Origin of the sequence: Nibribacter koreensis, assembly GCF_039541795.1 — a bacterium.
Classification (GTDB): domain Bacteria; phylum Bacteroidota; class Bacteroidia; order Cytophagales; family Hymenobacteraceae; genus Nibribacter; species Nibribacter koreensis.
On record NZ_BAABGX010000003.1, the window covers coordinates 373081 to 396512 of the forward strand.

General features: G+C 48.1%; 22 protein-coding genes and 1 tRNA gene. 12 read left to right on the top strand and 11 right to left on the bottom strand.

Annotation, left to right across the window (positions count from 1 at the left end; all coding sequences use genetic code 11):
- On the bottom strand, nucleotides 1-768 hold the full coding sequence (locus ABD880_RS16965; protein WP_345168768.1) for a DUF2310 family Zn-ribbon-containing protein: 768 nt from the start codon (nucleotides 766-768) through the stop codon (nucleotides 1-3).
- 151 nt (nucleotides 769-919) lie between these two features.
- Here ABD880_RS16965 and ispE point away from each other — a divergent pair, with 151 nt between their 5' ends.
- From ispE to ABD880_RS16990, 5 genes are all read left to right on the top strand, one after another.
- Nucleotides 920-1732, top strand: coding sequence for a 4-(cytidine 5'-diphospho)-2-C-methyl-D-erythritol kinase (gene ispE / locus ABD880_RS16970; RefSeq protein WP_345168771.1), 813 nt, complete (start codon nucleotides 920-922; stop codon nucleotides 1730-1732).
- A 25-nt stretch (nucleotides 1733-1757) separates the two neighbouring features.
- Entirely contained in the window at nucleotides 1758-2153 is a 396-nt protein-coding gene (locus tag ABD880_RS16975) for a DoxX-like family protein (protein WP_345168774.1), read from the top strand.
- Between the two features lies 1 nt (nucleotide 2154).
- Entirely contained in the window at nucleotides 2155-2895 is a 741-nt protein-coding gene (locus tag ABD880_RS16980; protein WP_345168776.1) for a DUF2071 domain-containing protein, read from the top strand.
- Nucleotides 2892-3641, top strand: a complete 750-nt coding sequence (locus ABD880_RS16985) for a class I SAM-dependent methyltransferase (protein ID WP_345168779.1) — start codon at nucleotides 2892-2894, stop codon at nucleotides 3639-3641. The genes ABD880_RS16980 and ABD880_RS16985 overlap by 4 nt, the downstream gene beginning before the upstream one ends.
- A 91-nt stretch (nucleotides 3642-3732) precedes the next feature.
- Nucleotides 3733-4020 carry a hypothetical protein gene (locus ABD880_RS16990; RefSeq protein ID WP_345168782.1) on the top strand — a complete coding sequence of 96 codons (288 nt, stop codon included), beginning with the start codon at nucleotides 3733-3735 and terminating at the stop codon, nucleotides 4018-4020.
- A 20-nt stretch (nucleotides 4021-4040) separates the two neighbouring features.
- On the opposite strand, the gene ABD880_RS16995 is transcribed toward ABD880_RS16990, so the two are convergent.
- The 3 genes from ABD880_RS16995 to tgt form a co-directional block, all read right to left on the bottom strand.
- Nucleotides 4041-4964: a DMT family transporter gene (locus ABD880_RS16995; RefSeq protein WP_345168784.1), complete on the bottom strand. Its 924-nt coding sequence runs from the start codon at nucleotides 4962-4964 to the stop codon at nucleotides 4041-4043.
- A 93-nt stretch (nucleotides 4965-5057) separates the two neighbouring features.
- Nucleotides 5058-6134 (bottom strand): LptF/LptG family permease, encoded by a 1077-nt coding sequence (locus ABD880_RS17000; RefSeq protein ID WP_345168786.1) that lies wholly within the window; start codon nucleotides 6132-6134, stop codon nucleotides 5058-5060.
- A 135-nt stretch (nucleotides 6135-6269) separates the two neighbouring features.
- On the bottom strand, nucleotides 6270-7400 hold the full coding sequence (gene tgt, locus ABD880_RS17005; protein WP_345168788.1) for a tRNA guanosine(34) transglycosylase Tgt: 1131 nt from the start codon (nucleotides 7398-7400) through the stop codon (nucleotides 6270-6272).
- Between the two features lie 160 nt (nucleotides 7401-7560).
- Between tgt and ABD880_RS17010 the strand changes: the two genes are divergently transcribed.
- From ABD880_RS17010 to rsmG, 3 genes are all read left to right on the top strand, one after another.
- Entirely contained in the window at nucleotides 7561-8700 is a 1140-nt protein-coding gene (locus tag ABD880_RS17010) for a glycosyltransferase (protein WP_345168791.1), read from the top strand.
- Nucleotides 8691-9299, top strand: coding sequence for an RNA polymerase sigma factor (locus ABD880_RS17015; protein ID WP_066505647.1), 609 nt, complete (start codon nucleotides 8691-8693; stop codon nucleotides 9297-9299). Before ABD880_RS17010 ends, ABD880_RS17015 begins: the two co-directional genes overlap by 10 nt.
- A 673-nt stretch (nucleotides 9300-9972) precedes the next feature.
- Nucleotides 9973-10614 carry a 16S rRNA (guanine(527)-N(7))-methyltransferase RsmG gene (gene rsmG / locus ABD880_RS17020; RefSeq protein WP_345168794.1) on the top strand — a complete coding sequence of 214 codons (642 nt, stop codon included), beginning with the start codon at nucleotides 9973-9975 and terminating at the stop codon, nucleotides 10612-10614.
- Nucleotides 10615-10751: 137 nt separating this feature from the next.
- On the opposite strand, the gene ABD880_RS17025 is transcribed toward rsmG, so the two are convergent.
- Together ABD880_RS17025 and ABD880_RS17030 are read right to left on the bottom strand one after the other, a co-directional pair.
- Nucleotides 10752-11702 (bottom strand): AAA family ATPase, encoded by a 951-nt coding sequence (locus tag ABD880_RS17025; RefSeq protein WP_345168796.1) that lies wholly within the window; start codon nucleotides 11700-11702, stop codon nucleotides 10752-10754.
- A 248-nt stretch (nucleotides 11703-11950) separates the two neighbouring features.
- Complete coding sequence (locus ABD880_RS17030; RefSeq protein ID WP_345168799.1) at nucleotides 11951-13885, bottom strand: peptidylprolyl isomerase; 1935 nt, start codon at nucleotides 13883-13885, stop codon at nucleotides 11951-11953.
- A gap of 697 nt (nucleotides 13886-14582) precedes the next feature.
- Between ABD880_RS17030 and ABD880_RS17035 the strand changes: the two genes are divergently transcribed.
- Nucleotides 14583-15755, top strand: a complete 1173-nt coding sequence (locus tag ABD880_RS17035) for an MFS transporter (RefSeq protein ID WP_345168801.1) — start codon at nucleotides 14583-14585, stop codon at nucleotides 15753-15755.
- A gap of 42 nt (nucleotides 15756-15797) precedes the next feature.
- Complete coding sequence (locus tag ABD880_RS17040) at nucleotides 15798-16343, top strand: hypothetical protein (RefSeq protein ID WP_345168804.1); 546 nt, start codon at nucleotides 15798-15800, stop codon at nucleotides 16341-16343.
- A 305-nt stretch (nucleotides 16344-16648) separates the two neighbouring features.
- Here ABD880_RS17040 and ABD880_RS17045 read toward each other — a convergent pair whose 3' ends face one another.
- Entirely contained in the window at nucleotides 16649-18508 is a 1860-nt protein-coding gene (locus ABD880_RS17045; RefSeq protein WP_345168807.1) for an ABC transporter ATP-binding protein, read from the bottom strand.
- A gap of 389 nt (nucleotides 18509-18897) precedes the next feature.
- Here ABD880_RS17045 and ABD880_RS17050 point away from each other — a divergent pair, with 389 nt between their 5' ends.
- Both ABD880_RS17050 and cysK read left to right on the top strand, forming a co-directional pair.
- Nucleotides 18898-19731, top strand: coding sequence for a serine O-acetyltransferase (locus ABD880_RS17050; RefSeq protein WP_345168810.1), 834 nt, complete (start codon nucleotides 18898-18900; stop codon nucleotides 19729-19731).
- Nucleotides 19732-19821: 90 nt separating this feature from the next.
- Nucleotides 19822-20736, top strand: a complete 915-nt coding sequence (gene cysK / locus ABD880_RS17055; protein ID WP_345168813.1) for a cysteine synthase A — start codon at nucleotides 19822-19824, stop codon at nucleotides 20734-20736.
- 176 nt (nucleotides 20737-20912) lie between these two features.
- Here cysK and ABD880_RS17060 read toward each other — a convergent pair whose 3' ends face one another.
- The 4 genes from ABD880_RS17060 to ABD880_RS17070 form a co-directional block, all read right to left on the bottom strand.
- The gene (locus ABD880_RS17060) at nucleotides 20913-21620 is read right to left on the bottom strand and encodes a PKD domain-containing protein (protein WP_345168816.1); all 708 of its coding nucleotides are present in this window, start codon (nucleotides 21618-21620) and stop codon (nucleotides 20913-20915) included.
- A gap of 376 nt (nucleotides 21621-21996) precedes the next feature.
- The gene (locus tag ABD880_RS17065; RefSeq protein WP_345168819.1) at nucleotides 21997-22692 is read right to left on the bottom strand and encodes a hypothetical protein; all 696 of its coding nucleotides are present in this window, start codon (nucleotides 22690-22692) and stop codon (nucleotides 21997-21999) included.
- A 245-nt stretch (nucleotides 22693-22937) separates the two neighbouring features.
- On the bottom strand, nucleotides 22938-23201 hold the full coding sequence (locus ABD880_RS19135) for a GIY-YIG nuclease family protein (RefSeq protein WP_425575844.1): 264 nt from the start codon (nucleotides 23199-23201) through the stop codon (nucleotides 22938-22940).
- Nucleotides 23202-23235: 34 nt separating this feature from the next.
- Nucleotides 23236-23309 (bottom strand) — tRNA-Ala (locus ABD880_RS17070).
- Nucleotides 23310-23432 lie beyond the last annotated feature (123 nt).

The following is a 23432-nucleotide window of genomic DNA, read 5'->3' on the forward strand; positions in this document are numbered from 1 at the left end:
TTAGGAGTTTAAAGAAACGGTTGACAAAAGTCTACACTTCGGGCATTGGAAATCATAAAACCGATGAAGCTGATTTGAAAGTTGCCATTTACCTCCGCAACTTGGACAAGAAGTAGAGTTTTCTTTCATCTTCGTCTTTCGGTAATGAAACAGGTAGTAATAAGTGGGGGTTTGGGTTAGTTCTTCTATTCTTCTACAAATATCAATACCTTGTTTTGATAGGGGGGAGTTAAATTTCTGCATTTGATTAAGGGCCCATTGTTCACCTATCTCGCTGTTCATTTGCAGAGTGTCACAACTATTATAATTAGATTCCCAGCTTAAGATTGGGCCATAACCGTGGTCATAATAGCTTGGAAGTTTATAAAGAGGTACAGCGCAATTGCAATCTCCACAGGTGATGGGTGATTGTATGGTGAGGTAATTTGTGATTAAAATATAGAAGCTTGGTTTATCACAGCTACAAGCTCCTGTATAGCTCTCATAAGCCTTGCCTACAGTACTAAATTGTATTTGGGCCTCACAAAGCTCCTCGATTTTTTTGCTCTGCCTGTTTACATAAAAGTTGTTGTAAACCTGGCTCAAGGAATCTTTTTCGTGGGTAAATGGGTAACAAACTATCTTCGTGCCATTTAAAAATTGGGATTCAAATTTCCCCTGAGTCTGTCCATTTTGACGGTAGTGCGCTAGAAGTAAACCGAACTCCTCTTCCATAGCTTCTATGTCATCTGCGGATTGTATGTGGATGGTTATTTCTTGAACGTACATTCAAAAGTTGTTCTTATCATGAAAGGCAAGAAATCCTAACTTACTCCATTTTTAGCCACTTTTCCTGAAAACAGGCCAAAAACGGAAGTTACCAATTTCCCTTCTGTTTACTACATACTGAATCCTGATAACTGTTTAGTATTTTGCGGGCATGATTCAGTTCCCGAACGCGAAGATAAACATTGGGTTGCAGTTGGTAGAGAAGCGGCCAGACGGTTTTCATAACCTGGTGTCCTGCTTTTACCCGGTTAACTGGACCGATGCGCTGGAGATTCTACCTACCACTGGCGAGGCCGCGTTCACCCTCTCTGGGTTGGCAGTACCGGGAGCGCCTACCCAAAACCTTTGCTGGAAGGCGTATGAACTGCTTAAAAATGACTTTCAACTGCCGGCTATCCAAATGCATTTGCACAAGGTCATTCCCATGGGGGCCGGCTTGGGCGGTGGATCAGCCGATGCGGCCTTCACCCTCAAAATTCTGAATGACCTCTTCGCGCTGAATTTAACTCCGGAACACCTGGAGAACTACGCCCGGCAATTAGGAAGCGACTGCGCCTTCTTCGTGCAGAACAAACCAGTGCTGGCTGTAGAGAAAGGTGACGTGTTTGAACCGCTAACGGTAGATTTGAAAGGCTGGCATATTGTATTGGTGTATCCCAACTTTGGCATCAGCACCGCCGAAGCCTATGCCGGCGTTTTGCCCCAATTACCAGAAAAAAGCCTGAAAACGCTCTTGACGCAAGCCCTAAACACTTTTAAAGATGCTGTGGTCAATGACTTTGAGGCCAGCCTCTTTCCCAAATATCCTGTCTTGGCAGAAATAAAAGAACAGCTTTATAGCTTAGGAGCAGAGTATGCGTCCATGTCAGGTTCAGGATCTACCATGTACGGCCTGTTCAAAGAAGCGCCTGTGCAACCACTACCGTTCCCTAAGGACTACTCAGTTTGGCAGGGCGTCTTGTAAATCTTAATACACATTACAATTCCAAATGGCCAGCAGGACGCTTCATGTTTTCTTAACCTATTTCATCGCGTTGGTTTGGCTAGCGAATGGTCTTATATGTAAAGTACTTAACTTGGTTAACCGGCATGAGCAGATTGTGGGCAGGATTTTAGGGACTGAAGTTGCCCGGCCTTTCACCATCCTCATTGGGCTATCTGAAATTGGAATGGCAGTCTGGATAGTGAGCAGGATAAAAACGCGCCTGAATGCTTTAGCACAGATAACGATTGTGGCCACCATGAACATCTTGGAGTTCTTCCTGGTGCCTGACTTACTCCTCTGGGGCAGGCTCAATTCATTTTTTGCGCTCCTCTTTATTCTGATAGTCTATTACAATGAATTTATCTTGAACAGGCACCTGTACTTGCACCAAAAGGCTTAATATGCTCTCGTTCCTGAAGAATCATCCTTTCGCGGTAGAGGCATATTTTGATAGTTCATTGGTGCTCACGTTTGCGGTACCTAAAGAGCAACTGCAACCGCTCATTCCTGAATGTCTGCAATTAGATACATTTGAGGATAAATGGGCGTTTGTAGCGGTGGCATTGGTGCAGACAAAGGGCCTCAGGCCGAAGGGATTTCCGGCTTTTTTGGGCAATGATTTTTTCCTGATCGGCTACAGGATATTTGTAAGGTACACTACCAACGCAGGTAAGCGCTTACGGGGGCTTTATATCCTCAAGTCTGAAACAGATAAAAAGAAGATGGAGCTGGTAGGCAATCTCTTCACGCACTACAAGTATACCACCACAGATATCAGCCAAACAGAACTAGGCGGGGCGAAAGATATTTGTTCCAAGCAGTCAGACTTTAAGATTACATTAGACACCAAAGAAGAGGTCGTTCAACTGCCCAAGGATTCTCCGTTCACAGATTGGAAAGAAGCCAGGCGTTTTGCGGGTCCATTGCCATTCACGTTTACCTATAATCCAGAAACCAAAGAGGTCCTCATAGTGGAAGGCGTCAGGCAGCATTGGACTCCTACTCCTGTCAGGGTATTAAAATATCACGTTTCCTTTCTTAAAGCGCTATCTCTCCACAAGCCAGTCTTGGCAAATGCTTTTGTCATACGGGACGTGCCGTATTTCTGGAAGAAAGGCAAAAAGGAGGTATGGACGCCATGAGAAAGCCCTTTCAAGGAGTCCTCAATATTATAAGGTTCAACTGGCATTTCTATGTAATTGCGCTGTTCTTAGTACTTGCCTTAATACTAGTAGCCTTTACCTTTTTACTACCGCTAAAGCAATATATTCTGCTTCTAGCCACCCTGATAGTAGGTAGTATGGCTGTCTCCTTGATTGTGTCATGGTATGTGTATGATGTGTCTAATCTCTACCAATTGCAGTGGATAGATGATATTCATAACCACCAACGTATTCTGAATATCAATGCCGGCTTTGATGAAACAAGCCATTTGCTGAAGAAGAAATTTCCAGCTGCAGACATTCTCTCTTATGACTTTTACGATCCTGTAAAGCATACAGAAGTTTCTATCAAGCGGGCTAGAAAAGCTTATCCTGCTTTTGCAGGGACTATTCAAGGTAATACTCATCACCTAGAGTTACCGGATAATTCAATGGACAAGATTTTTGTGACTTTGGCGGCGCATGAGGTGCGCAATGAACTAGAAAGAGGTGTGTTCTTTAGAGAATTAGAAAGGGTAGTAAAACCAACTGGACAAATCTATATTACTGAACATCTCAGAGATGTGCCCAACTTCTTGGCCTACAACATAGGCTTCTTTCATTTTTATTCCAAAAGCACATGGCTTAAGACTTTCCAACAGGGAAACTTGACAGTGCATCTAGAAAAGAAAATCACACCTTTTATCTCCACTTTCATCCTCGTCAAAAATGGAAGTTCATCTTAGGCTTATTGGGGGCGTTTCTATAGTCTTGGCTTTGGCCCACCTTGTCTTTCCAAGGTATTTCAATTGGTCTGAGGATCTGAAACCCCTGAGTTTGATTAACCGCCAAATGATGACGGTGCATACTTTCTTTATTGCGCTAGCGGTATTTCTGGTGGGCCTTCTCTGCATCACTTCCGCTCAGGAACTAACCCAGACTACTTTAGGAAAGCGGCTTTGTTTAGGTTTAGGCGTCTTCTGGATGATCAGATTGTTTATACAGTTCTTCGGTTACTCGTCTGAGCTCTGGAAAGGAAAGAAGTTTGAGACCAGTGTCCATGTGTTATTCTCTCTTCTCTGGACCTATTTCAGTTACGTATTCTTCAGTACGTATCTGAGTTGATCATCATTAGTAGTTTATTCTCAATTTGGCAGGGCGTCCTTTAAGAGACGCTGGCGTCGGGCAATCAATGATTCTAGAATAGGGTGCAAAAACACGCTGAACAGGATAATAGCCGCGCCATAATAGAATCCCGCCGACATCTGTTCGCCTTCCTTAAAGATAAACCACGCCAACAGAATACCATAGACCGGCTCCAGGTTCACGGTTAGGTTCATGGTGTAGGCAGAGAATTTGTGCATGAGGCGCACGGCGGCGGTGTAGGCATAGACGGTACATACTAGAGCCAATATTCCCACCCATAAAAAGTCCCACATACTGGCCTCTAGTTGCAAGGTGCCAGAATCTGTCATGTAGTTGCGGTAGAAGGGCAGGAAGAGGGTGGTGGCCAGCCAGGCTCCCGCCATCTCATAGCAGGTGATGGTAGTGGCCGCGTGTTGTTTGGTAAGCTTGCTGTTGATGATGGTGAAGCAGGAAGCTAGAAACGCTGAGCCCACCGCCATGGCAATGCCCACCGCATGGTCAAACTCGAACCGGAAGATGACATAGAGCCCCACGATGATTAGCAGGGCCAAGGCCACCTCATGGGCTTTTATTTTCTTGTTGGTGAAGATGGGTTCCAGAATAGACGTCCAGAGGCTGGCCGTCGCCATGCCGGCCAAGCAGATGGAAACAGAGGCCACCCGCGCAGACGCGAAGAACAGAATCCAGTGCGCCGCAATCATAAAGCCCACGCCCAAAATCTTGACAATATTTCGCTTGCCAATCTTGAATGACTCACCGCGCAGTTTAATCACCACAGCCAATGCCACTGCCGCCAGAATGGTGCGGTAAAATACCAACTCCACCGCTGGGATAGAAATGAGCTTGCCTAGAATTGCCGTGAACCCCCAAAGCAGGATGATGAAGTGCAGTTCTAAATAGTCTTTAAACAGGGGCTTTTGCACGAGAGTCTAATGAGGGCTTTAATGGTAGGATATTGAATAGGGGAATTGCCGTTTTCTGCCTGTTTTCTGGAAAACAGGCAGAAAACGGTTTTTTTAGCGTGGTACCGTTTTATAGAGCACCACGCCGATGACCGAGAAGACAGCCAACGGAATCCAGGCGGCCAGCATTGGGTGAATGCCACCTACCTGGGCCAGGCTTCGGGACATCATCACGAAGATGATAAAGATAAAGGCCAGGATAAACCCAAGGGCAATCTGAAAACCAACTCCGCCGCGCACTTTTCTGGAGCTTAGGATCACGCCAATGATGGTGAGCACCGTGATGGCGAAGGGGTAGCTGTAACGTTCATATTTTTCGGTCATGAACTCGGCAATGTCCGTAGAGCCGCGCATTTGTTTCTCCTTGATCACGTCATTTAACTCTGCCATGGTGAGCGTCTCTCGCATGCGGTACGTGCTGGCAAAGTCTTTAGGCAGCAGGTTGAGCGTGGTGTCAACGGGCCCGCCTGTGGTGACGGTTTCTTTGTCACCGTTAAAGATTCTAAGCGTGTAGGCGTCTATGTGCCACTTCTGCTTCGTGCTGTCCCATCTAATGGATTCGGCAGAAAGCTTGCGCACCAATTCCTGCTTTTTGATGGTTTCCAGCGTGAATTTGTAGCCTACGTTGGCGTGGTTGTTAAAACTCTCTAAATACGCAAACGTCTCAGGCCCAATCCTGAAATGTACGTTTCTGCCTTCATAGGTATAAGGGTTCTTAACGTATTTGATCTCAAAGGCCACGCGGGTTTTGTTGGCGTTGGGAATCACATACGAAGAGAAGAAGAAGATGAAAATACCAATGATCACCGACCCAATGATGTACGGCACCAGCATGCGCTTAAAGGAAACCCCGCTGCTCAAGATGGCCACAATCTCTGTGTGTGAAGCCAGTTTAGCCGTCACAAACACGGTAGCAATGAACACCGTGATGGGGCTCAGCATGTTGATGTAATGCGGAATCATGTTGACGTAGTAATCAAAGATGACGGTCTTGGCAGAAAGATTATTCTGGATGAAGTCATCGTTCTTCTCCACAAAATCAATCACGCAGATCACCGCAATCAATATGATCACCACAAACACAAACGTGGTCAGGAACTTCTTGAGAATGTAATTATCTAATAGCTTCAACTTTGCAGAGTTAAAAGTTAAAAGTTATGAGTTTAAAGTTTGTGGTATAAGAAACATAAGCTTCATTTTTTCTAACCATAAAAGCATGATTCCGTTTTGGCACTCATAACTTTTAACTCTAAACTCTTAACTGGCTTACAGCCTCGTCATTAATTTCTTCACCATCACATCTTTCCAAGAGGCGAAGGTGCCGGCAATGATCTGTTCGCGTGCCTGACCTACCAACCACAGGTAGAAGGTGAGGTTGTGCACGCTGGCAATCTGGGCGCCCAGCATCTCGGTGGCATGCATCAAATGGCGCAAATACGCTTTGCTATAGAACGTACTTACGTAGCCGCCCAACTCAGCGTCAATGGGCGAGAAATCTTCTTTCCAGCGCTCGTTCCTGATGTTGATGATGCCCTGCGTGGTGAACAGCATGCCGTTTCTAGCGTTACGGGTTGGTAACACGCAGTCAAACATGTCCACGCCCAGCGCAATGTTCTCCAGAATGTTGGCCGGAGTTCCCACGCCCATGAGGTAACGTGGTTTGTCAGCGGGCAGTATGTCGCAGACCAGTTCGGTCATCTCATACATCATCTCTGCGGGCTCGCCCACAGACAGGCCGCCAATGGCGTTGCCCGGACGGTTCTTGCTGGCTATCATCTCCGCAGACTGTATACGCAAGTCTTTGTAAGTGCTTCCCTGTACAATGGGGAAGAGGGTCTGCTCATAGCCGTATTTGGGCTCTATGCTGTCAAAACGGTCAATGCAACGCTGCAACCAGCGGTGCGTGCGGTCCATGGAGTTTTTGGCGTAGTGGTAGTCACACGGGTAGGGAGTGCACTCGTCAAAGGCCATGATGATGTCGGCGCCAATGGTGCGCTGCGTGTCCATCACGTTCTCTGGCGTGAACAGGTGGCTGGAGCCGTCAATGTGGCTTCTGAATTTAACGCCGTCCTCAATGATCTTGCGCGTGCCTGACAAAGAGAACACTTGGTACCCGCCGCTGTCAGTGAGGATGGGTCTGTCCCAGCCGTTGAATTTATGCAGGCCACCGGCTTTTTCCAGCACGTTCAGGCCCGGTCTCAAATACAGGTGGTAGGTGTTGCCCAGAATAATCTGCGCCTTTACGTCTTCCTTGAGTTCGCGCTGGTGCACGGCTTTAACGGTGCCGGCAGTGCCCACCGGCATGAAAATGGGCGTTTGTATGGTGCCATGCGCCGTGGTGAGTTCACCGGCACGGGCTTTGGAAGCAGGGTCTTTCGCTACTAAATCAAAGGTCATGGACAAGGGGTAAAGTGCTGGAGAAAAGCCAGATGCTTTTCTGGCTGGTTGCTAAAAATTCAGCAATCAGCCTTGAGTTTTCTCCAAACCACAAAGATACAGATTGACCACGGTATAACCGCAGAACAGAGAATTTTGTACTACTTTTGGGTATACTTCTATGATTCCCTTGGACGCCTATTTAACTCTACCATATCTGCTACTCTTCTTGCTGGGCGCCTGCGTGTTGGTGCAGTTGTTTTATGAGCTGTACTATTTTCTGCCACTAGCCTTACACAAACACCAAGCACCGGCCACGCCAGCAGACCTGCCGCCGCTGTCCATTCTGGTGTGCGCGCACAATGAAGTAAAGAACCTGGAAGAACTGTTGCCGCTTCTATTAGAGCAAGAATATCCTCAGCCCTGGGAAATTATTATCATAGATGATCGTTCTTGGGATGGGACCGGGCTGTTATTGAAAGAATATCAGCAGCAGTACCCGCAGTTACGGATTGTGCAGGCCCAGGAGACGCCCAGCCAAATGAGCCCTAAAAAGTACGGCTTGTTTTTGGGCATCAAAGCAGCTAAGCATGAGCACCTTTTATTTACAGATGCAGACTGCCGGCCAGTGTCCAATATGTGGGCCCAGACCATGGCAAGCGGGTTTCTGGAAAAGAATGACATCGTTTTAGGCTTTTCTCCGTATATCAGAATATATGGATTCTTAAATCAACTGATTAGATTTGAAACCTTCTTGACGGCAATGCAGTATCTGTCGTTTGCCAAGCGGGGCCAAGCGTACATGGGGGTAGGCAGAAATCTTGCCTATACAAAATCAACCTTCTTCCGGAACAAGGGATTTGCATCACACATACGGTCGTTGGGCGGCGATGACGATTTATTCGTTCAGGCGGCGGCCAAACATTCCAAGGTTCAGATTGTCATTGAAGAAGAAGCCCACACCCAGAGTGCCCCCGAAACGCGGTGGCGCAAATGGTGGCGACAGAAGACGCGGCATATGGCCGCCGGCAAGCAGTACCAAAAACGGGACCGGTTCAGAATCGGACTTTTTGTCTTGGCAAACGGGCTATTTTATGTAATATCACCCATTCTTTTGGCCATGCAGCAGCAATTGCTCTGGGTTGGCCTCATTATTGGGGTACGGTATCTTGGTCTTTTGGCCACTTATGTGCCCGTGGCGAGGCGTCTACACAACCCGGTTGCCTGGTGGTTATTACCGGTGCTGGAAATGGGGTATTACCTCACATATATAGGGATTGGAATCTCTGTTTTAACGACTAAAAAGGTAAGATGGAAGTAAATAAGCAGTTCTCCGCGAAAGCGAAACACGATTTTAAACTGATTCAGTCGGCGGTTGAGGACGGAGATGAGAAGGCGTACGCTGAGCTGATGCAGATCTACAAGAAGCCCGTGTACCACGTGGTGCTCAAAATGGTGCGCAACCCAGACGATGCCGAAGACTTGACCATTGAAGCCTTTGCCAAAGCGTTCCGCAACCTGCACAAATTCAACCCAGAATACGCATTCAGTACCTGGTTGTTCAGGATTGCCACCAACAACTGCATTGACTTCATTAGAAAGAACAAGATCAAAACCATGTCCATTGACTCGGCTATCAAGATTGATAACGGCGATGAGATAACTATAGATTTCAAAGACAACAACCTCAATCCGCAGGAGACGGCCATCAAGAACCAGAAGATTGAGATTATGCAGTACATTGTAAGTAAACTGCCAGACAAGTACCAGCGCTTGGTGACCCTGCGCTACTTTGACGAGCTCTCTTACGAGGAGATTGCCACTGAGCTGAGCGCCCCGCTAGGCACCGTGAAAGCCCAGTTGCACCGCGCCCGCGAATTGCTCTATGACATGGTGAAAAACAAGAAACACCTTATTTAGAAGATGTTAGACACTAGACGTTAGATTTTAGACTTTCTTCTTGGTGTAAAGATAAAAAGAGAGCGACCCTTGGGTCGCTCTCTTCGTTTTTAGCCTGTTTTCTGGGAATCAGGCTAAAAACGAAGAGGGCTTTGCTCAAGAGACCTCGTAGCGTCCGGCAGGAGCTGCGAGCGTCTGCGCCAACAGCGTTTGCTAAACGCAGATTCTCCCCTTGAGGATTGCCCAAACGAGAGTTTGAGGCACCGAGCGCAGCTCAGCAGAGGGGTGTTTACACCAGCATATTTATATTACCAAAAAAGCAAGCTGTGGGAGACAAGGCAGTGCCTGATTTCTACAAAAATAACGCATTCCGTCCCCCTTTGAAGGGGGTAGGGGGAGGATGTACTCTTACAGAAAATTCCAGAAAAAGAAGGTACTGCGCACTGGTTTCGCGATGCCCGCCAGGGTGGTCGGGAGACTACTCGTCATCCTATGTCACGAGTCTGGAGACTTGCGCCAGATAAGTATCTGTAACCCCCTCATCCTAACCTTCTCCCTCAGGGAGAAGGGACTTCATTCTTTCGTTTTTGACCTGTTTTCTAGAAATCAGGCCGAAAACGGATTATCCACCTCGCTCAAAAGACTCAGGACACTAGACTCAGAACTCAGAACTCCTTTCACTATCTTTGGGCGTATGAAGGCAGCCTCGGTAGAAATCCTTACGAAGTACTTTCCGGAGATAACCCCGGAGCAATTGCAGCAGTTTTCACGCTTGGCGGAGCTGTATGTAGAATGGAACGCCAAAATCAATGTCATCTCCCGCAAGGACACGGAAAACATTGTAGAGAACCACATTCTGCACTCGCTGGCCATTGCCAAGGTGGTGACGTTTCCAGCAGGAACCAGCGTGATGGACGTAGGCACCGGCGGCGGTCTACCGGGTTTGCCACTAGCGATCATGTTCCCAGAGGTGAAGTTTCATCTGGTAGATTCTATTGGAAAGAAGATTCACGTAGTACAAGAGATTGCCCATGAACTGCACCTGCACAACGTAAAGGCCACCCAAACCCGCGCCGAGCAGGTGCATGACAAATACGATTTCATTGTGAGCCGCGCCGTGGCCAGGCTAGCTACCTTCTACCAATGGATTCAGTTCAGCTTCAAGAAAGAGTCTGTGCCCGAGCAAGGCCTCTACTACCTCAAAGGAGGCGACCTCACCGAAGAACTAGCCGAGTCTGGCTTGGTACATACAGTATATGATTTGAATACCTACTTCTCTGAGGAATTCTTTGAGACCAAGAAAGTGGTCTACGTGCCCCAGCACCCAACGGCGTAAACCCTTTTTGGCGTGTTTTGGCGAAACTAGGCCAAAAACGGACATGATATAAAACAGAGAAGCCTTTCCAATTTTATGGAAAGGCTTCTCTGTTTTATAATTTAAAATAACTGGTTGAACTATTTAGCTTAGAATCCTCAGAAACCAATTCTTCTTTTAGACCCGGCCACTTCAAAATCTTTGTCTTCATAGTTGAATATGTCTGCCAATGACATGTCCTCATCTTTTGAACTGTGCCCTAGCGCCATAAGTAATCTGTCAGATTTTTCTGCTGAAAGAGGCCTGAACTCATAGTTGGCAATTAATCTTCCCTTGCGTAGAAGCGCTTTATCTACTCGGTCAATATTGGTGTTGAAAGTACAGATGATCTTGATATTGAGGTAATCACTGAAAAGTCCATCGGTTAATTGAAGAATGGTAGAGGCTACTGAGTTTTCATTTACATTCTCTCTAGAGGTGATGACTTTCTCTGCGTCCTCAATCACCAGAATGGCATTTCTGTTCTTGAGTAAAAACGAAATGAAATCAGGGTTGAGGAGGTCTTTGACAAACTCATTCTGCACAAAGATGAAGCTGTTCTCATGGAACTTGGCAAGTAAGTGCTTGATGTAAGAAGTCTTTCCGGTGCCAGGTGCTCCGTGTAACAAGATAAGGCCAGACCTTTCCACCCCTAGTGATGCCTCAATGATTGCGTTGACTTCCTCAAAGTCATCATTGTAGTGGTCTTCAATGTTTACCTGCAAAAACTCACTTTTAACATCCTCTGTGTCAAATTGCTTTGATTCGTAGATAAGAACCTTGAAGGTAGGTGTCTTTTTAGCTCCAAACTCTGCACGCAGGGTTTTGTTTAAAGCGATGACCGTCTGCTCTAACGCCAAATCTGTGGCATCATATAGAAACTCTACAAACAGTTCGTTGTTGTTAAGAGAAACCCAGATAAGTAAGTCACTTGAGGTGCCTTTTAATAAGTAATGGTAAGGATAGTCTTCAGATGAATCTGAATCTTTATCGTCTTCCGTCCTCCAGTCTTTGAATACTTCTATTAGCTGGTGTTTTTCAAAGTCTAACGTGGCAACTATTGCTTCCATAGCCTTCTTGCTTTCTTTGAGAGGCGTCTCAAAACTCAGACTAGAGGCAAGTTTGTTAAAACAGATGATATAGTATCTGGACCGGCCAAAATCACTATAATCGTCAAATGCATCTATAAGATGGGGCATTATTAAATTATTAATGCTGAATTATTTATATAAAAAACTAGTAGGCAGCTAAATAGATAGCTAAATGCATGTCTGTGACAGATGGGAAAGTCTAGCGTCTAATATCTAATGACTAACGTCTATTTAACCAGCGTCACTTTCTCAATAGTATCCCCAATATTCAACTGGTGCACTACGTCCATGCCTTTCACTACTCTGGCAAAAATGGTGTAGCGGCCGTCCAGGTGCGGGGTAGGCGAGTGGGTGATGAACCATTGGCAGCTTTCGGTGTCTTTGCCGGCAGAGGCCATGCCCACGTAGCCTTCCAGGTAATGCAGGTTGGCAAACTCAGACCGGATGCCGTCTTCAGAGCTTCCCCAGCCATCGCCGCGCGGGTCACCGCCCTGGGCCACGAAGTTAGGAACCACTCTATGGAAGTTCTTGCCATTGAAGAACCCTTTCTCCGTCAACTGCACAAAATTGGCCACCGAGCCCGGCGCATCTTCCACCAGCAATTCAAAAGTGATGTCGCCTTTAGACGTCTTTAAGAGCGCACGCTGGCCTTTCTTTAGTTTATTGACCGTGGCCCAGTTGATAGGGTTGCCATACGGGGTAGCAGGCGTAGGGGCCAAAGTTTTGCCTTCCAGGTAATCCAGGGTTTTCTGTAGCTCAAGGTACGTTTCAATGTCACGCGGCAAAACCAGTTTGTCACGGGCCTGGGTTAGGAAGGAACGGTCTGCATAGGTGTTCTTCATGTTCAGTTCTGGGTTGCGGATAGCTCCGGCGGCCACACCCACCAAGGCTACGTCGCCAGAAGCCACCGCCTGCTGAAACATCTGGTCGAAGGCCTTTACATTGGCCTGATTGAAGTTCTTCTGCCCTCTAATAGCCGCTAAAGCCTCAATACCCGCGGTGCTGATGGCGTTGTGCTTTCTGTTGAAGGTCTGCTCCTGAATAAACGCGAATTGGGTAGCGTCTTTGCTCAAGGCTGTCAACAAGGCCGCCTGTTCATAAGGGTTTTGGCTGGCTGCGAAGCGTTGTTTAATCTGCGCATTGATGGCACTTTTGTCATTGGCAGAGGCCAAGGCAGCACCGTACAAGGTGGCGCGCACGCGCCAGTCCTGCTGTTTGTTGGCGTGCTCTAACAGTTTAGGTGATTCGGTGGCCGGTGCTTTGGCAACCAGGTAGTCGGCGGCACTTAGGGCCACGTGCGGGTGCTTGTCTGCCAACGCATTAAAAGCGGCCTGTTGCGCCGAGGCATAGGACAAGGCATACAACGGCCTAACGGCATTCACGCGCACTCTATAGTCTGAATCGTTCTTCAAGAGGGAAGCCACCACCGGAGCTAAACCTACGGTGTCGGTCATTTTGCCTAAGGCTAATGCCGCGGCCATTCGTACCTCGGCGCTGGGGTCTTTTTGTACCACGGTAATCACTTCAGCCTTAATGGAGGAAGGGTCCAACTTAGGCGTTCTTCCCAGGAAATGCGCAATGCCCAACCGGGCAGATTCCTGGTTGGACCGTAGGAGTTCTGGAGCTTTCTTTATGGCAGCACCGTACGCCAGTTTTCGCTGTCCGGCGCGGTACAAGCCCCAGGCCTGACCGGTCTGCAATTGCGGTTGCGAGGTAGAAATCATGGCCATCATGTCCAATCCTTTCTGCGTGGCTACTTTGCCCCAAGCTTCCAGGAACTCAGCGCGGGTGGCAGGGTCTTTCTCAGAGCCGTAGGCGGCAATCAAGGGCGTCTCGGCGGTAGAACTTCCTATCTGTCCCAAGGCGTAGGCGGCGGCTTTTCTAACCTCTTGGTCTGGGTCCTGCAACAAAGCGGCCAACGGTTGCAACGCCGTGCTGTCCTGCACCGACCCGAAGGCCAGGGCGGCCTCGCGGCGGTACATGGCCTCAGGGCGCTGCAGGAACGTCAACAGCTCCTGGGTTTTGCGCTCGTCTTGCAGGGTGTAGATTTTGCGGAGCGTGGCGTCCGAGAATTTGTTGGTGCCGCCGCTCTCCTGGCCCGGCTGTTGGCAGGCCGAAGCCAGCAACAAAACCGCCACTGCTATTTTAAGTCTGTTTTTCATAGGTCTGGTTTGATACCGGAAGATACGAAAGCCCGCGGGAAATGCAGTGGTTCTATATGGCAAAGCCGATTTTGGCTTGTTTTCTGGGAATTAGCCGAAAATCGAAAGGTGGTTGATTGCTGGTTGTTGATTGTCTGTTTTATTTGCCCAGCCCTTTTGCCGTTGTTGGTGTTGTCACCAACGGCATACACTGGTTTTCAAGTTGTAATGCTTTCCTTGACAGTCTACGTGCACGCATTTAGCTATCCCTGAGGAGGTTCTTCCTTCCGGTGCCCTTATGCCGCCGTGTTTCATGTTCACCGCTAAGCGCTCACGGCCGCGGGGCCCCGCCTTCCCGCCTCGCGCTGTACCAGCTTGCCTCCTTTGCATGGCTACTTTCTTGGTAATTGACATGTTTTGCTTTGTAGTTAACGCTGGCCTGTCAGAGGAGGCAACCTGCTTAGGCGACTCGTCAGAAAGACTGGAACTGGTGCCAGTAGCAAAGGTCTCTGCCAAGCGCAGATTCTCCCCTTAAGGATTGCCCAAACGAGAGTTTGAGGCAGCAAGCGTAGCTCTGTAGAGGGGTGTCTGCACAATTAGGTAAAACAATCAGCAACCAACTCGTTTTTTGCCTCTTTTCCAGAAAACAGCCAAAAAACGGTGGTTTGATTGGAGCGCCGGCCAATCTTTCTGACCTTTGCCCCGAATAATCTTCATCATGTCTGTTGCCCCCAACGTCTATAACCGTCAATTCTGGATGCTGTGCCTGAGCTCGTTTCTGTTCTCGGCCAGTTTCAACATGATTATTCCAGAACTGCCCAACTACCTCACCAGCCTGGGCGGCGGCGAATACAAGGGCTTCATCATTGGTTTGTTCACGCTCACTGCCGGTTTGTCCCGACCCTTCAGCGGCAAACTCGCCGACTCTATTGGGCGCCTGCCGGTCATGTATTTTGGCGTGGCCGTCTGCGTGCTCTGCGGATTTTTGTATCCCTTGGTCGCCACGGTGGCAGCCTTCATGCTCTTGCGCCTCATCCATGGCTTCTCCACGGGTTTCACGCCCACCGGCGAATCAGCTTACGTAGCAGACACGGTACCTTTGGAGAAGCGCGGCGCGGCGCTGGGGATGTTCGGCTTGGCGGGTAGTTTGGGCTTGGCCGCCGGACCGGCTATTGGCGGGGAGTTTAGCCGGTATTTCTCTTTGGATGCGCTGTTTTACTGTTCTTCGGGCATGGCCTTGCTGTCTATTCTGGTGCTGTCTGGTCTGAAGGAGACCTTGCCCAGCCCGCAGAAATTTTCTTGGGGCTTGTTGCGCATTAAAAAGCACGAGATTCTAGAACCCAGGGTGATGCCTCCGTTTATTGTGATGTTCCTGACGCTCTTTTGCTACGGCGCCGTGCTCACGGTGGTACCAGATTTTAGTAGCTCATTAGGCATTGCAAACAAAGGACTCTTCTTTACTTTCTATACGCTTTCCTCCATTGGCATAAGGTTCATGGCTGGCCGCGCCTCAGACAAATACGGCCGCGTGACCTTGTTGCGCATCTCTACCTTGGTGATGGCACTCTCCATGCTCACCATCAGCTTGGCCACTGATAAATCCTGGTTCTTAGCAGGCGCGGTGGTCTATGGCATTGGAACCGGCATGAATTCGCCTACGCTCTACGCCTGGGCCATTGACCTCAGCGACCCAGCACATCGTGGCCGGGCCATGGCTACCATCTACATTGCCCTGGAAGCCGGCATAGGCATTGGTGCTCTTGCCGCCGGCTGGATTTTCGGGAATCATCTGGACCGTCTGCCCTTGGTGTTTCAAGTGGCGGCTGGTCTATGCGGTGCGGCTTCCTTGTATGTGATGCTAGGCAAATTCCCGAAGCGGGCAGAAGCGTAGATCGTTTTTGGCTTCTCAATTTTGACTACATTCAATCAATAAATGGAGAAAGTAGACCTGAAGTTAACCAAAGAAAGAGAAAGGATTGTCCAAGAAGATTACTCAAAATTGAATGAGTATTTTTTTCTTTTTCTCCTTGTCATGCTCCAGATAGTAGTTTGCTTCAAAGTATATTTTGACATCCAGCAACAAAGAAGTGAAACAGAAATAATCATCACCACCGCGGTTTTAGTTGTTATATTCCTTATCTCGCTTTACACCTATGGTAGAATTCAGGAAAACTTCAGGCTAATTGCTATCAACCACGATTTTTCGCAAAAAGATGCTTTAGGTGTTGTTAAAGACTTGGCCCGTGAGCAAAATTGGAATATCATCTCTGCCTCATTAGTGGGTGTAGTGGCAGAAACAAAAAAATCTTTCTTGTTGGCTGAAATGCAAATGATTTTCGTGTTTAAGACGAAACTGGTTTTAGTAGGTGTAAGACCCGTCTCAGGTTTGAAAGGAAGGTCACCGTTTTCTTTTGGGAGAAGAAATAAGTTGCTAAAGGTTATAAAAGGAAGCTTCGCAGTTGCCAAAGTGCGGTTATAAGACCCTGCTTTCTAAGGTTCTCGTTTTTGGCTTGTTTTCTAGGAATAAGGCCAAAAACGCAAAAGGGCAATCTCTTCTCTCTCACGGGAAAAGATAAAATAAGGGTTTAAAGCATTTTCATTAACGTAGAGACAAGGCACTGCCTTGTCTCTCACGCATTGATTTCTTCTGCTGATTTTATTTGTAGATGTAAACATCCCTCTACAGAGCTACGCTCGCTGCCTCAAACTCTCGTTTGGGCAATCCTCAAGGGGAGAGTTTCCTTTCCAAAGACTCGCGACTCTAGACTTAGAACTAGTGACTAATTACAAGTATCCCTTGGCCTGGAGCCTGAACAGTTCTGCGTAGCGTTCGCCCTTGGCGAGGAGTTCTTCATGGGAGCCCATCTCCACGAACTGGCCATTCTCGATAACCAGGATTCTATCTGCCATGCGGACGGTAGAGAAGCGGTGGGAGATGAGGACAGCGGTCTTGCCTTTGGTCAGCTCCGCGAAGCGCTGGAAGACCTCATGCTCGGCGCGAGCATCTAGGGCGGCGGTGGGCTCGTCTAGAATCAACAACTGTGCGTCGCGCATGTAGGCGCGGCCTAAGGCAATCTTCTGCCATTCGCCCCCAGACAAGTCCACGCCTTTGTTGAAACGGCGGCCGATGACCTGGTCGTAGCCTTCGGGGAGCTTGGCGATGACGGTGTCTGCCAGGCTTTGATGTGCAGAGGATTCTATGCGGGGCTGATTGCTCTTTTCTTCAATGCGGCCAATGGCAATGTTGGTGCCCGCACTCATTTGGAACCTGACAAAGTCCTGGAAGATGACGCCAATCTCACGACGCAAGTCAGCGGGGTCGTACTCGCGCAGGTCAATGCCGTCTAATAGAATGCGTCCCTCGGTGGGGTCGTACAAGCGGGATAGAAGTTTAACCAGAGTGGTTTTGCCGGCACCGTTTTCTCCTACCAAGGCCAGTTTCTCACCAGCTCTTAAAGTGAAGTTAAGGTTGCGGATGGCCCAGCGTTCTGAGTTGTGGTATTGGAAGCCCACGTTCTCAAAGGTGAAGCCGTGTTTGATTGGTTTCGGGAAGGCCGGAGCGTTGGGTTTGCGATGAATGCGAGGCTGGAGCTCGAAGAAATCAAAGAAGTCTTGGAGGTATAAAGCACCTTCGGCCACGCTGGTAAAGCGGTTCAAGATAGCCTCTAGCAGGGAGCGCATGCGCATGAAGGAGCCGGCCAGGAACGTGAGTTGGCCAATAGACACCTTGCCCTGCACCGTCTGCAGAATGATGTACACGTAGGCGCCGTAATAACCAGCGCTGCCTAATGCGGCAAAGAAACTACCCCAGGCGGCCCGGCGCGTGGCCAGTTTCTTGTTGTCTAGGTAAAACTTAGAAGAAAGCTCCCTAAAACGCGTTACCAGAAAATCTGACAGCCCGAAGATCTTCACCTCTTTGGCGGTGTCATCACTGGCCCCGGTCTGGCGCAGATAATCCAGTTCGCGGCGTTCTGGCGTCCAGCCGTGCACCAGGGAGTAGCTGCGTTCATTAAAATGAGACTCGCCCAAGAAGGCCGGCAGAACCGCAATCAAAAGTAACAACAAGAGCCACGGGTTAAACGAGACAAGGCCCACGGCCAGAAACAGCATGGTCACCAGATCCTGCAATTGGCCCAGCACCTGGCTCATCAAAATAGTGCGGCTCAAGGTTTGGCGGCGGGCGCGCTCTAATTTGTCATAGAAGGTAGAGTCCTCAAACTGGTCCAGATCCAGCTCGGCGGCGTGCTCCATGAGCCTGATGGAGGATTGGTTCGCGAACAAATCTCCTAACAAGCCGTCAATCAAGGCGATGCCTCTATTGAGCGTGTCTGAGATGACCGCCAGACCAAACTCAATGGCCACCAGCGTGAGCAAGTAGCGCAGTTCGCGCTCGCCGGTTACTTGGGTAAGCCGGATTACTTCGTCAATAATCAACTGGCCCACATACAGCATGGCCAGAGGCACCGCTGCTTTAAGCAAACGCAGTACCACGTTGAGCAAGGCCATCCGTGGATTGGTTTGCCAGACCAGTTTCAGGAACGGGGGCAGGTGCTTGAGGGCGCTCACGCGCTGTTGCACAGACAAGGGCGGCTTGCCATTGGCAGGTGCTCTTCTGCTTGTAAATAGATTAGACCAGAATGCCATAGAAAGGTGAAGGTACGCTAAAGTGATTACCTACGCGAATTCATGGAAAACAGCCTTTTCTAAATGGCACATCCATTGAAAAAAGCGAGCATGAGGAAGATTCTCCTTCTATGGCGCAAGCGTCCGCTTGTGTCCGCACGCATTATTAATCTGGCCTGCGTGTGGACACAAGCAGAAGCGTACGCCCTATTCCTAATGATGGTCTTCTGGTTTGGGGCGATGATAGGAGTACTCAGCTTCTAAGTTGGAAAGGAGATGTCGTTTTTGGTCTGTTTTCTGGAAATGAGGTCAAAAACGAGCAAAAGCCAGTAGCCTGAAGGAAACCGGTTTTCAGTATTTTCTGGTATCCAACCATTAGCCCAATCTGTATTTAAACGTATTACTAGATTATGGAAGAGGCGTTTTTACATAGACTTTGGGGCTTGCACCAAAACAACCAGCTGCGCATCCCAACCGCTTTGCTGTATCAATTTCTGGGCAGGCTTATGCAAATGCTGTTTCCGCCGTTAGCAGAGCCTCCCTATAAAACAGAGCACGCCTTGCGGCAAGAAGCCCATTTCCTGGAGAAGGAGTTGGTGCGCTTGCTGGAAGGCGTACAGCATCTGGGAGAATTTTCAGCGGAAGGCACGGCCCGGAAATTCATTGAGCAGTTGCCGCATCTGTATGACCAGATTGTGGCAGACGCTCAGTTTATTCAAGAAGAAGACCCTGCGGCCCGGCACGTAGAAGAGGTAATGCGCACCTATCCTGGTTTCATGGCCATTGCCGTGTACCGCATGGCGCATATGCTGTACCAAGAAGGCGTTCCCATCCTGCCCAGGATTCTTACCGAGTACGCCCATGGCAGAACCGGTATTGACATCCATCCCGGGGCCCGCATAGGCGTGCCTTTCTGTATTGACCATGGCACTGGCGTGGTGATAGGGGAGACTGCAGAGATAGGTAGTTTTGTCAAGGTCTACCAAGGCGTGACGCTGGGGGCCTTGAGCGTGGCCAAGCACATGCAGGACATTAAGCGGCACCCTACCATTGAAGACCACGTGGTTATCTATGCAGGTGCCACCATCTTGGGCGGTAACACGGTCATTGGCACGCACAGCATCATTGGCGGCAACGTGTGGCTCACGGAGAGCGTGGGTCCGTACTCAAGACTCTATCACCGCGCCCAGATTAAAGTAAGCCGTACCGAAGAGCCTGAAGGCGTCCTGGACTTCTCCATTTAAAAACCTCTTACCAAAGATTTATACATCCTGGCGGCCATTCTCTAAAAGTCTTTGACCTGACTGGGGCCACTTATTTCCATTTTGTTTTTTATGAAGACAGACAACATTTTACAGACCATAGGCAACACGCCCACCGTTAAAATCAACCGCTTGTTTGGCCCAGACGCGCAAGTCTGGATGAAACTGGAGCGCGCCAACCCCGGCGGAAGCATCAAAGACCGCATTGCCCTTTCTATGATTGAGGACGCTGAGAAGCGGGGCATTTTAAAAAAAGGGACGCGCATCATTGAACCTACCTCGGGCAATACAGGCGTGGGCTTGGCCATGGTGGCCGCCGTCAAAGGCTATCAGCTTACCTTGGTGATGCCAGATTCCATGTCTATTGAACGCCGCCGCCTGATGGCTGCCTATGGCGCGCAACTGGAACTCACCCCCCGCGAGAAGGGCATGAAAGGCGCCATTGAAAAAGCCAATGAACTGGCCCAGCAGGACGGCAATGCCTGGATACCCATGCAGTTTGAAAACGAGGCCAACACCCAGATTCATATTGACACCACTGCCCAAGAAGTGCTGGCAGATTTTCCGGATAGTTTGGATTACTTGATTACGGGCGTGGGGACGGGCGGGCATATTACCGGCGTGGGCCGCGTGCTCAAAGAGAAATTTCCCAACCTGAAGGTCTTTGCTGTAGAGCCCACCTTGTCACCCGTTCTAAGCGGCGGCGAACCGGGGCCTCACCCCATCCAGGGCGTGGGCGCAGGCTTCATCCCGAAGATCATGGATATGTCCTTATTAGACGGCATCATTCAAGTGAGTCCGCAAGAAGCCTTTGACTACGCCAGAAGAGCTGCGAAAGAAGAAGGAATCTTTATAGGCGTTTCCTCAGGAGGCTCCCTGGCCGCGGTAGCTCAGAAAATTACTGAGGTGGACAAAGGCGCGCGCATTCTGACGTTCTGCTATGACACTGGTGAACGGTACTTGTCTGTAGAAGGACTGTTTGTGTAAAGCCTTCTGAAAAATAACAAAACGGAAAGGCCACGATCTACTCGTGGCCTTTCCGTTTTTGGCCTGTTTTGCGGGAAACAGGCCAAAAACGGTTTCCGTCTTAGAATGTTGGGTGCTACCAGTTCTTTAGACCTCTTAAAAATGGACAAGGCTCTAAGGTAAGCCCGGCAAAAGGTTTACTGGCAGTATTCTATTTTTACGTCAGGTGTGTCTGTTGATTCATAAGGCCCAGTGTGGATGAGCAGCGTTTTATTTCCATATTCCCACAAATGAATAGAGCCATAGTCAAACGGATTGTAACTTATTGGTGAAACTAGCTCCCAGTTATTTGAGAAGTCCCTTTTGATGTAAATGTCTTTGATATAACTGTTAGGAGGAAGAAATGCATGAGGATTAGGAATCTCTATGACAGTTAAAAAGGGCTGTGTCCAGACAAGGTTTTTAAGGACTACCTCTTTGTTTGGTCCTTTGCAAGGTGGCATTGCTACCGTAATTTTCACCGTGTCCTTAGAAGATAGCTTATCAGCGTCTGTAACGGTTAACTCAAACTCGTAACTACCCACTTTTGGAAGGTCGGTGTAAAAGGTTGGCATTGACTGTGAATTATATACCTCTATTTTGGTAGGGCCAGTCAGCTGTTTCCAGGCATAGAAGGTTATGTTTTTGTCTGGGTCTGTGCTAGCCTCTCCGGTAATTTTAAGCGAGATGAAAGGTATAAATAGAGTAGTGTCATTGCCAGCACGGGCGGTAGGGGCAACTGGAGTGCGAGGCTGAGGCGCAGTAGTTGAAGGAGCAGGGTCAACAGTATCCTCATCTTGGCACGAGGCAAATAACCATGACAGTGCCAATACCATACACATGAAGGGAGGATATTTCTTATACATATCCTTGAGTTTTAAAGCGTTTAAAAAACTCATATCTCATCAACAAACTAGGTCATAGAAAAGCGGTGGTGTTTCTACTGGTGAAGGACCTTACTTACTGCGTACGCTATAGGATTGATGGTGTTTGATTATCAGTTACTTATATTTTTTTTACATAAGTAACTGAATTTTAATTTGTTGAAAAAAGGTGTTAATAAAAGAAACCATCCTGATAGCATTCCTTCTTTTATTAACCTACTTTTTTGAAGGAAGGCCTTAATATATAGCTGATAAAACCCTGTTTAGAATAAAGACTGCCTGGCGTACATTAGGCGTTTCTCCTTTTTTATTATTCTGGTAAGCAACAGGGGAACGTGAGAGAACAGTTGGTAGTAAATTAGTTATTCATGAAAAGTCCAACCAATAGGCTGTTTACCTGAGTAGTCACAATATTGGCATTGGTTGGTTCCCTTTCAGGCATTCTGTTCTGTCTGTAGTAGACTACCTTGTTTTCTTTAGAGTCTAGCAATAAGGCATGAACTATGGATACAGCCTTCTCTGGATACTTAGCCCCAAACGTGTTGCCTTGCAATACTATTTCTTTGGCCACTCTAATCCTTTGCTTGTTACTAAAATTAAGTCTTGTTCTGCTGTACCCTGATCCTACCATAGCCACGGCGTATCGGTTACCTGAAGCTTCCATCAAAGAGTCTATCGTTGGCGGAAGAGCTAAACCATTCAACACATGCATGTCCCTAGAAGTGAAGGCTAGGTGCTTGATCTCTGCTTCTACTTTATCAAGCAAGACAGTGTCTGCGGGCGTGAGTAATTTATCAATGCCATATTCTGCTTTTTTAAGGGTAAGAGCAGAGTCCAGCAGCCTTTCTGACGCATAGGATAAATCAGGGTCTATGGTTCCTCTGTTCCCCTTTTCAACCAGCCGCATAACCGAGATTGGTGCAAAATAGCCCACCTTCCCAAAGCTTGTGTTGACCCTTGTGCTATCTATGAGATTGAAGGAAGAAATAGAGGCAGATAAAGCAAGAATGGCTGTAAGCGCCAGAGCGCCAAGTCTTTTCATTTTGATTTTCATGAATGAGACAAAGTTACTCAAATTGAATAGTACTAACCTTATGGTTTATCTGCGGGTTCACAATCATAGTATCTTTTCTGAAATACATTTGGAAGGTTTTCAATAGTAGAGTGGTCAAAGGAATTGGTTATGAATTGACCTATTTGATGAGAAGGACATAAAAAAAGCCTCACTATTCCTAGTGAGGCTTTTGTGGAGAATATCGGAGTCAAGCCGATGATCTTCCCGAAGGCTTTCGGGACGCTCTAGCTCGCTGAGTTTATAAGCCATTCAATATACTTTCGGCTTTTCTTCTTCTTGATGCCGGCTTCTCGTTGGGTAGCATCAGACCGATTGCTGAATTGTTCTGAGTATTTTAGGACCCAAGGTGTGCCGGATTTTGTAGAAAGATTTCTTCCGGTGTTATGTTGCTCTACTCTATGGAAAATATCCTCACAGCTTCCTGTGTAGTACTTGTCTAGCTTTTCTGAGTAAAGTATGTAGCAGAAGAAAGGCATAGAAATTCGCATAAAAAAAGCCTCACTATTTCTAGTGAGGCTTTTGTGGAGAATATCGGAGTCGAACCGATGACCTCTTGCATGCCATGCAAGCGCTCTAGCCAGCTGAGCTAATCCCCCGGTTAGTGATACAAAAGTAGCAGGCTTTTTCAAAACTGCCAAATCAAAAGCGCCTTTTAAGCGAAATAATCTTTAAAAGATTTGCAGGCCAGTGGGCTTTAAATGACAACTGCTTGTAAGCCA

Excerpts from the sequence above, each read along its gene's own strand:
- ABD880_RS16965 (WP_345168768.1), bottom strand. The coding sequence starts at position 768 with ATGTACGTTCAAGAAATAACCATCCACATACAATCCGCAGATGACATA.
- ispE (WP_345168771.1), top strand. The coding sequence starts at position 920 with ATGATTCAGTTCCCGAACGCGAAGATAAACATTGGGTTGCAGTTGGTA.
- ABD880_RS16975 (WP_345168774.1), top strand. The coding sequence starts at position 1,758 with ATGGCCAGCAGGACGCTTCATGTTTTCTTAACCTATTTCATCGCGTTG.
- ABD880_RS16980 (WP_345168776.1), top strand. The coding sequence starts at position 2,155 with ATGCTCTCGTTCCTGAAGAATCATCCTTTCGCGGTAGAGGCATATTTT.
- ABD880_RS16985 (WP_345168779.1), top strand. The coding sequence starts at position 2,892 with ATGAGAAAGCCCTTTCAAGGAGTCCTCAATATTATAAGGTTCAACTGG.
- tgt (WP_345168788.1), bottom strand. The coding sequence starts at position 7,400 with ATGACCTTTGATTTAGTAGCGAAAGACCCTGCTTCCAAAGCCCGTGCC.
- ABD880_RS17010 (WP_345168791.1), top strand. The coding sequence starts at position 7,561 with ATGATTCCCTTGGACGCCTATTTAACTCTACCATATCTGCTACTCTTC.
- ABD880_RS17015 (WP_066505647.1), top strand. The coding sequence starts at position 8,691 with ATGGAAGTAAATAAGCAGTTCTCCGCGAAAGCGAAACACGATTTTAAA.
- rsmG (WP_345168794.1), top strand. The coding sequence starts at position 9,973 with ATGAAGGCAGCCTCGGTAGAAATCCTTACGAAGTACTTTCCGGAGATA.
- ABD880_RS17025 (WP_345168796.1), bottom strand. The coding sequence starts at position 11,702 with ATGGAAGCAATAGTTGCCACGTTAGACTTTGAAAAACACCAGCTAATA.
- ABD880_RS17030 (WP_345168799.1), bottom strand. The coding sequence starts at position 13,885 with ATGAAAAACAGACTTAAAATAGCAGTGGCGGTTTTGTTGCTGGCTTCG.
- ABD880_RS17035 (WP_345168801.1), top strand. The coding sequence starts at position 14,583 with ATGTCTGTTGCCCCCAACGTCTATAACCGTCAATTCTGGATGCTGTGC.
- ABD880_RS17040 (WP_345168804.1), top strand. The coding sequence starts at position 15,798 with ATGGAGAAAGTAGACCTGAAGTTAACCAAAGAAAGAGAAAGGATTGTC.
- ABD880_RS17045 (WP_345168807.1), bottom strand. The coding sequence starts at position 18,508 with ATGGCATTCTGGTCTAATCTATTTACAAGCAGAAGAGCACCTGCCAAT.
- ABD880_RS17050 (WP_345168810.1), top strand. The coding sequence starts at position 18,898 with ATGGAAGAGGCGTTTTTACATAGACTTTGGGGCTTGCACCAAAACAAC.
- cysK (WP_345168813.1), top strand. The coding sequence starts at position 19,822 with ATGAAGACAGACAACATTTTACAGACCATAGGCAACACGCCCACCGTT.
- ABD880_RS17060 (WP_345168816.1), bottom strand. The coding sequence starts at position 21,620 with ATGTATAAGAAATATCCTCCCTTCATGTGTATGGTATTGGCACTGTCA.
- ABD880_RS17065 (WP_345168819.1), bottom strand. The coding sequence starts at position 22,692 with ATGAAAATCAAAATGAAAAGACTTGGCGCTCTGGCGCTTACAGCCATT.
- ABD880_RS19135 (WP_425575844.1), bottom strand. The coding sequence starts at position 23,201 with ATGCGAATTTCTATGCCTTTCTTCTGCTACATACTTTACTCAGAAAAG.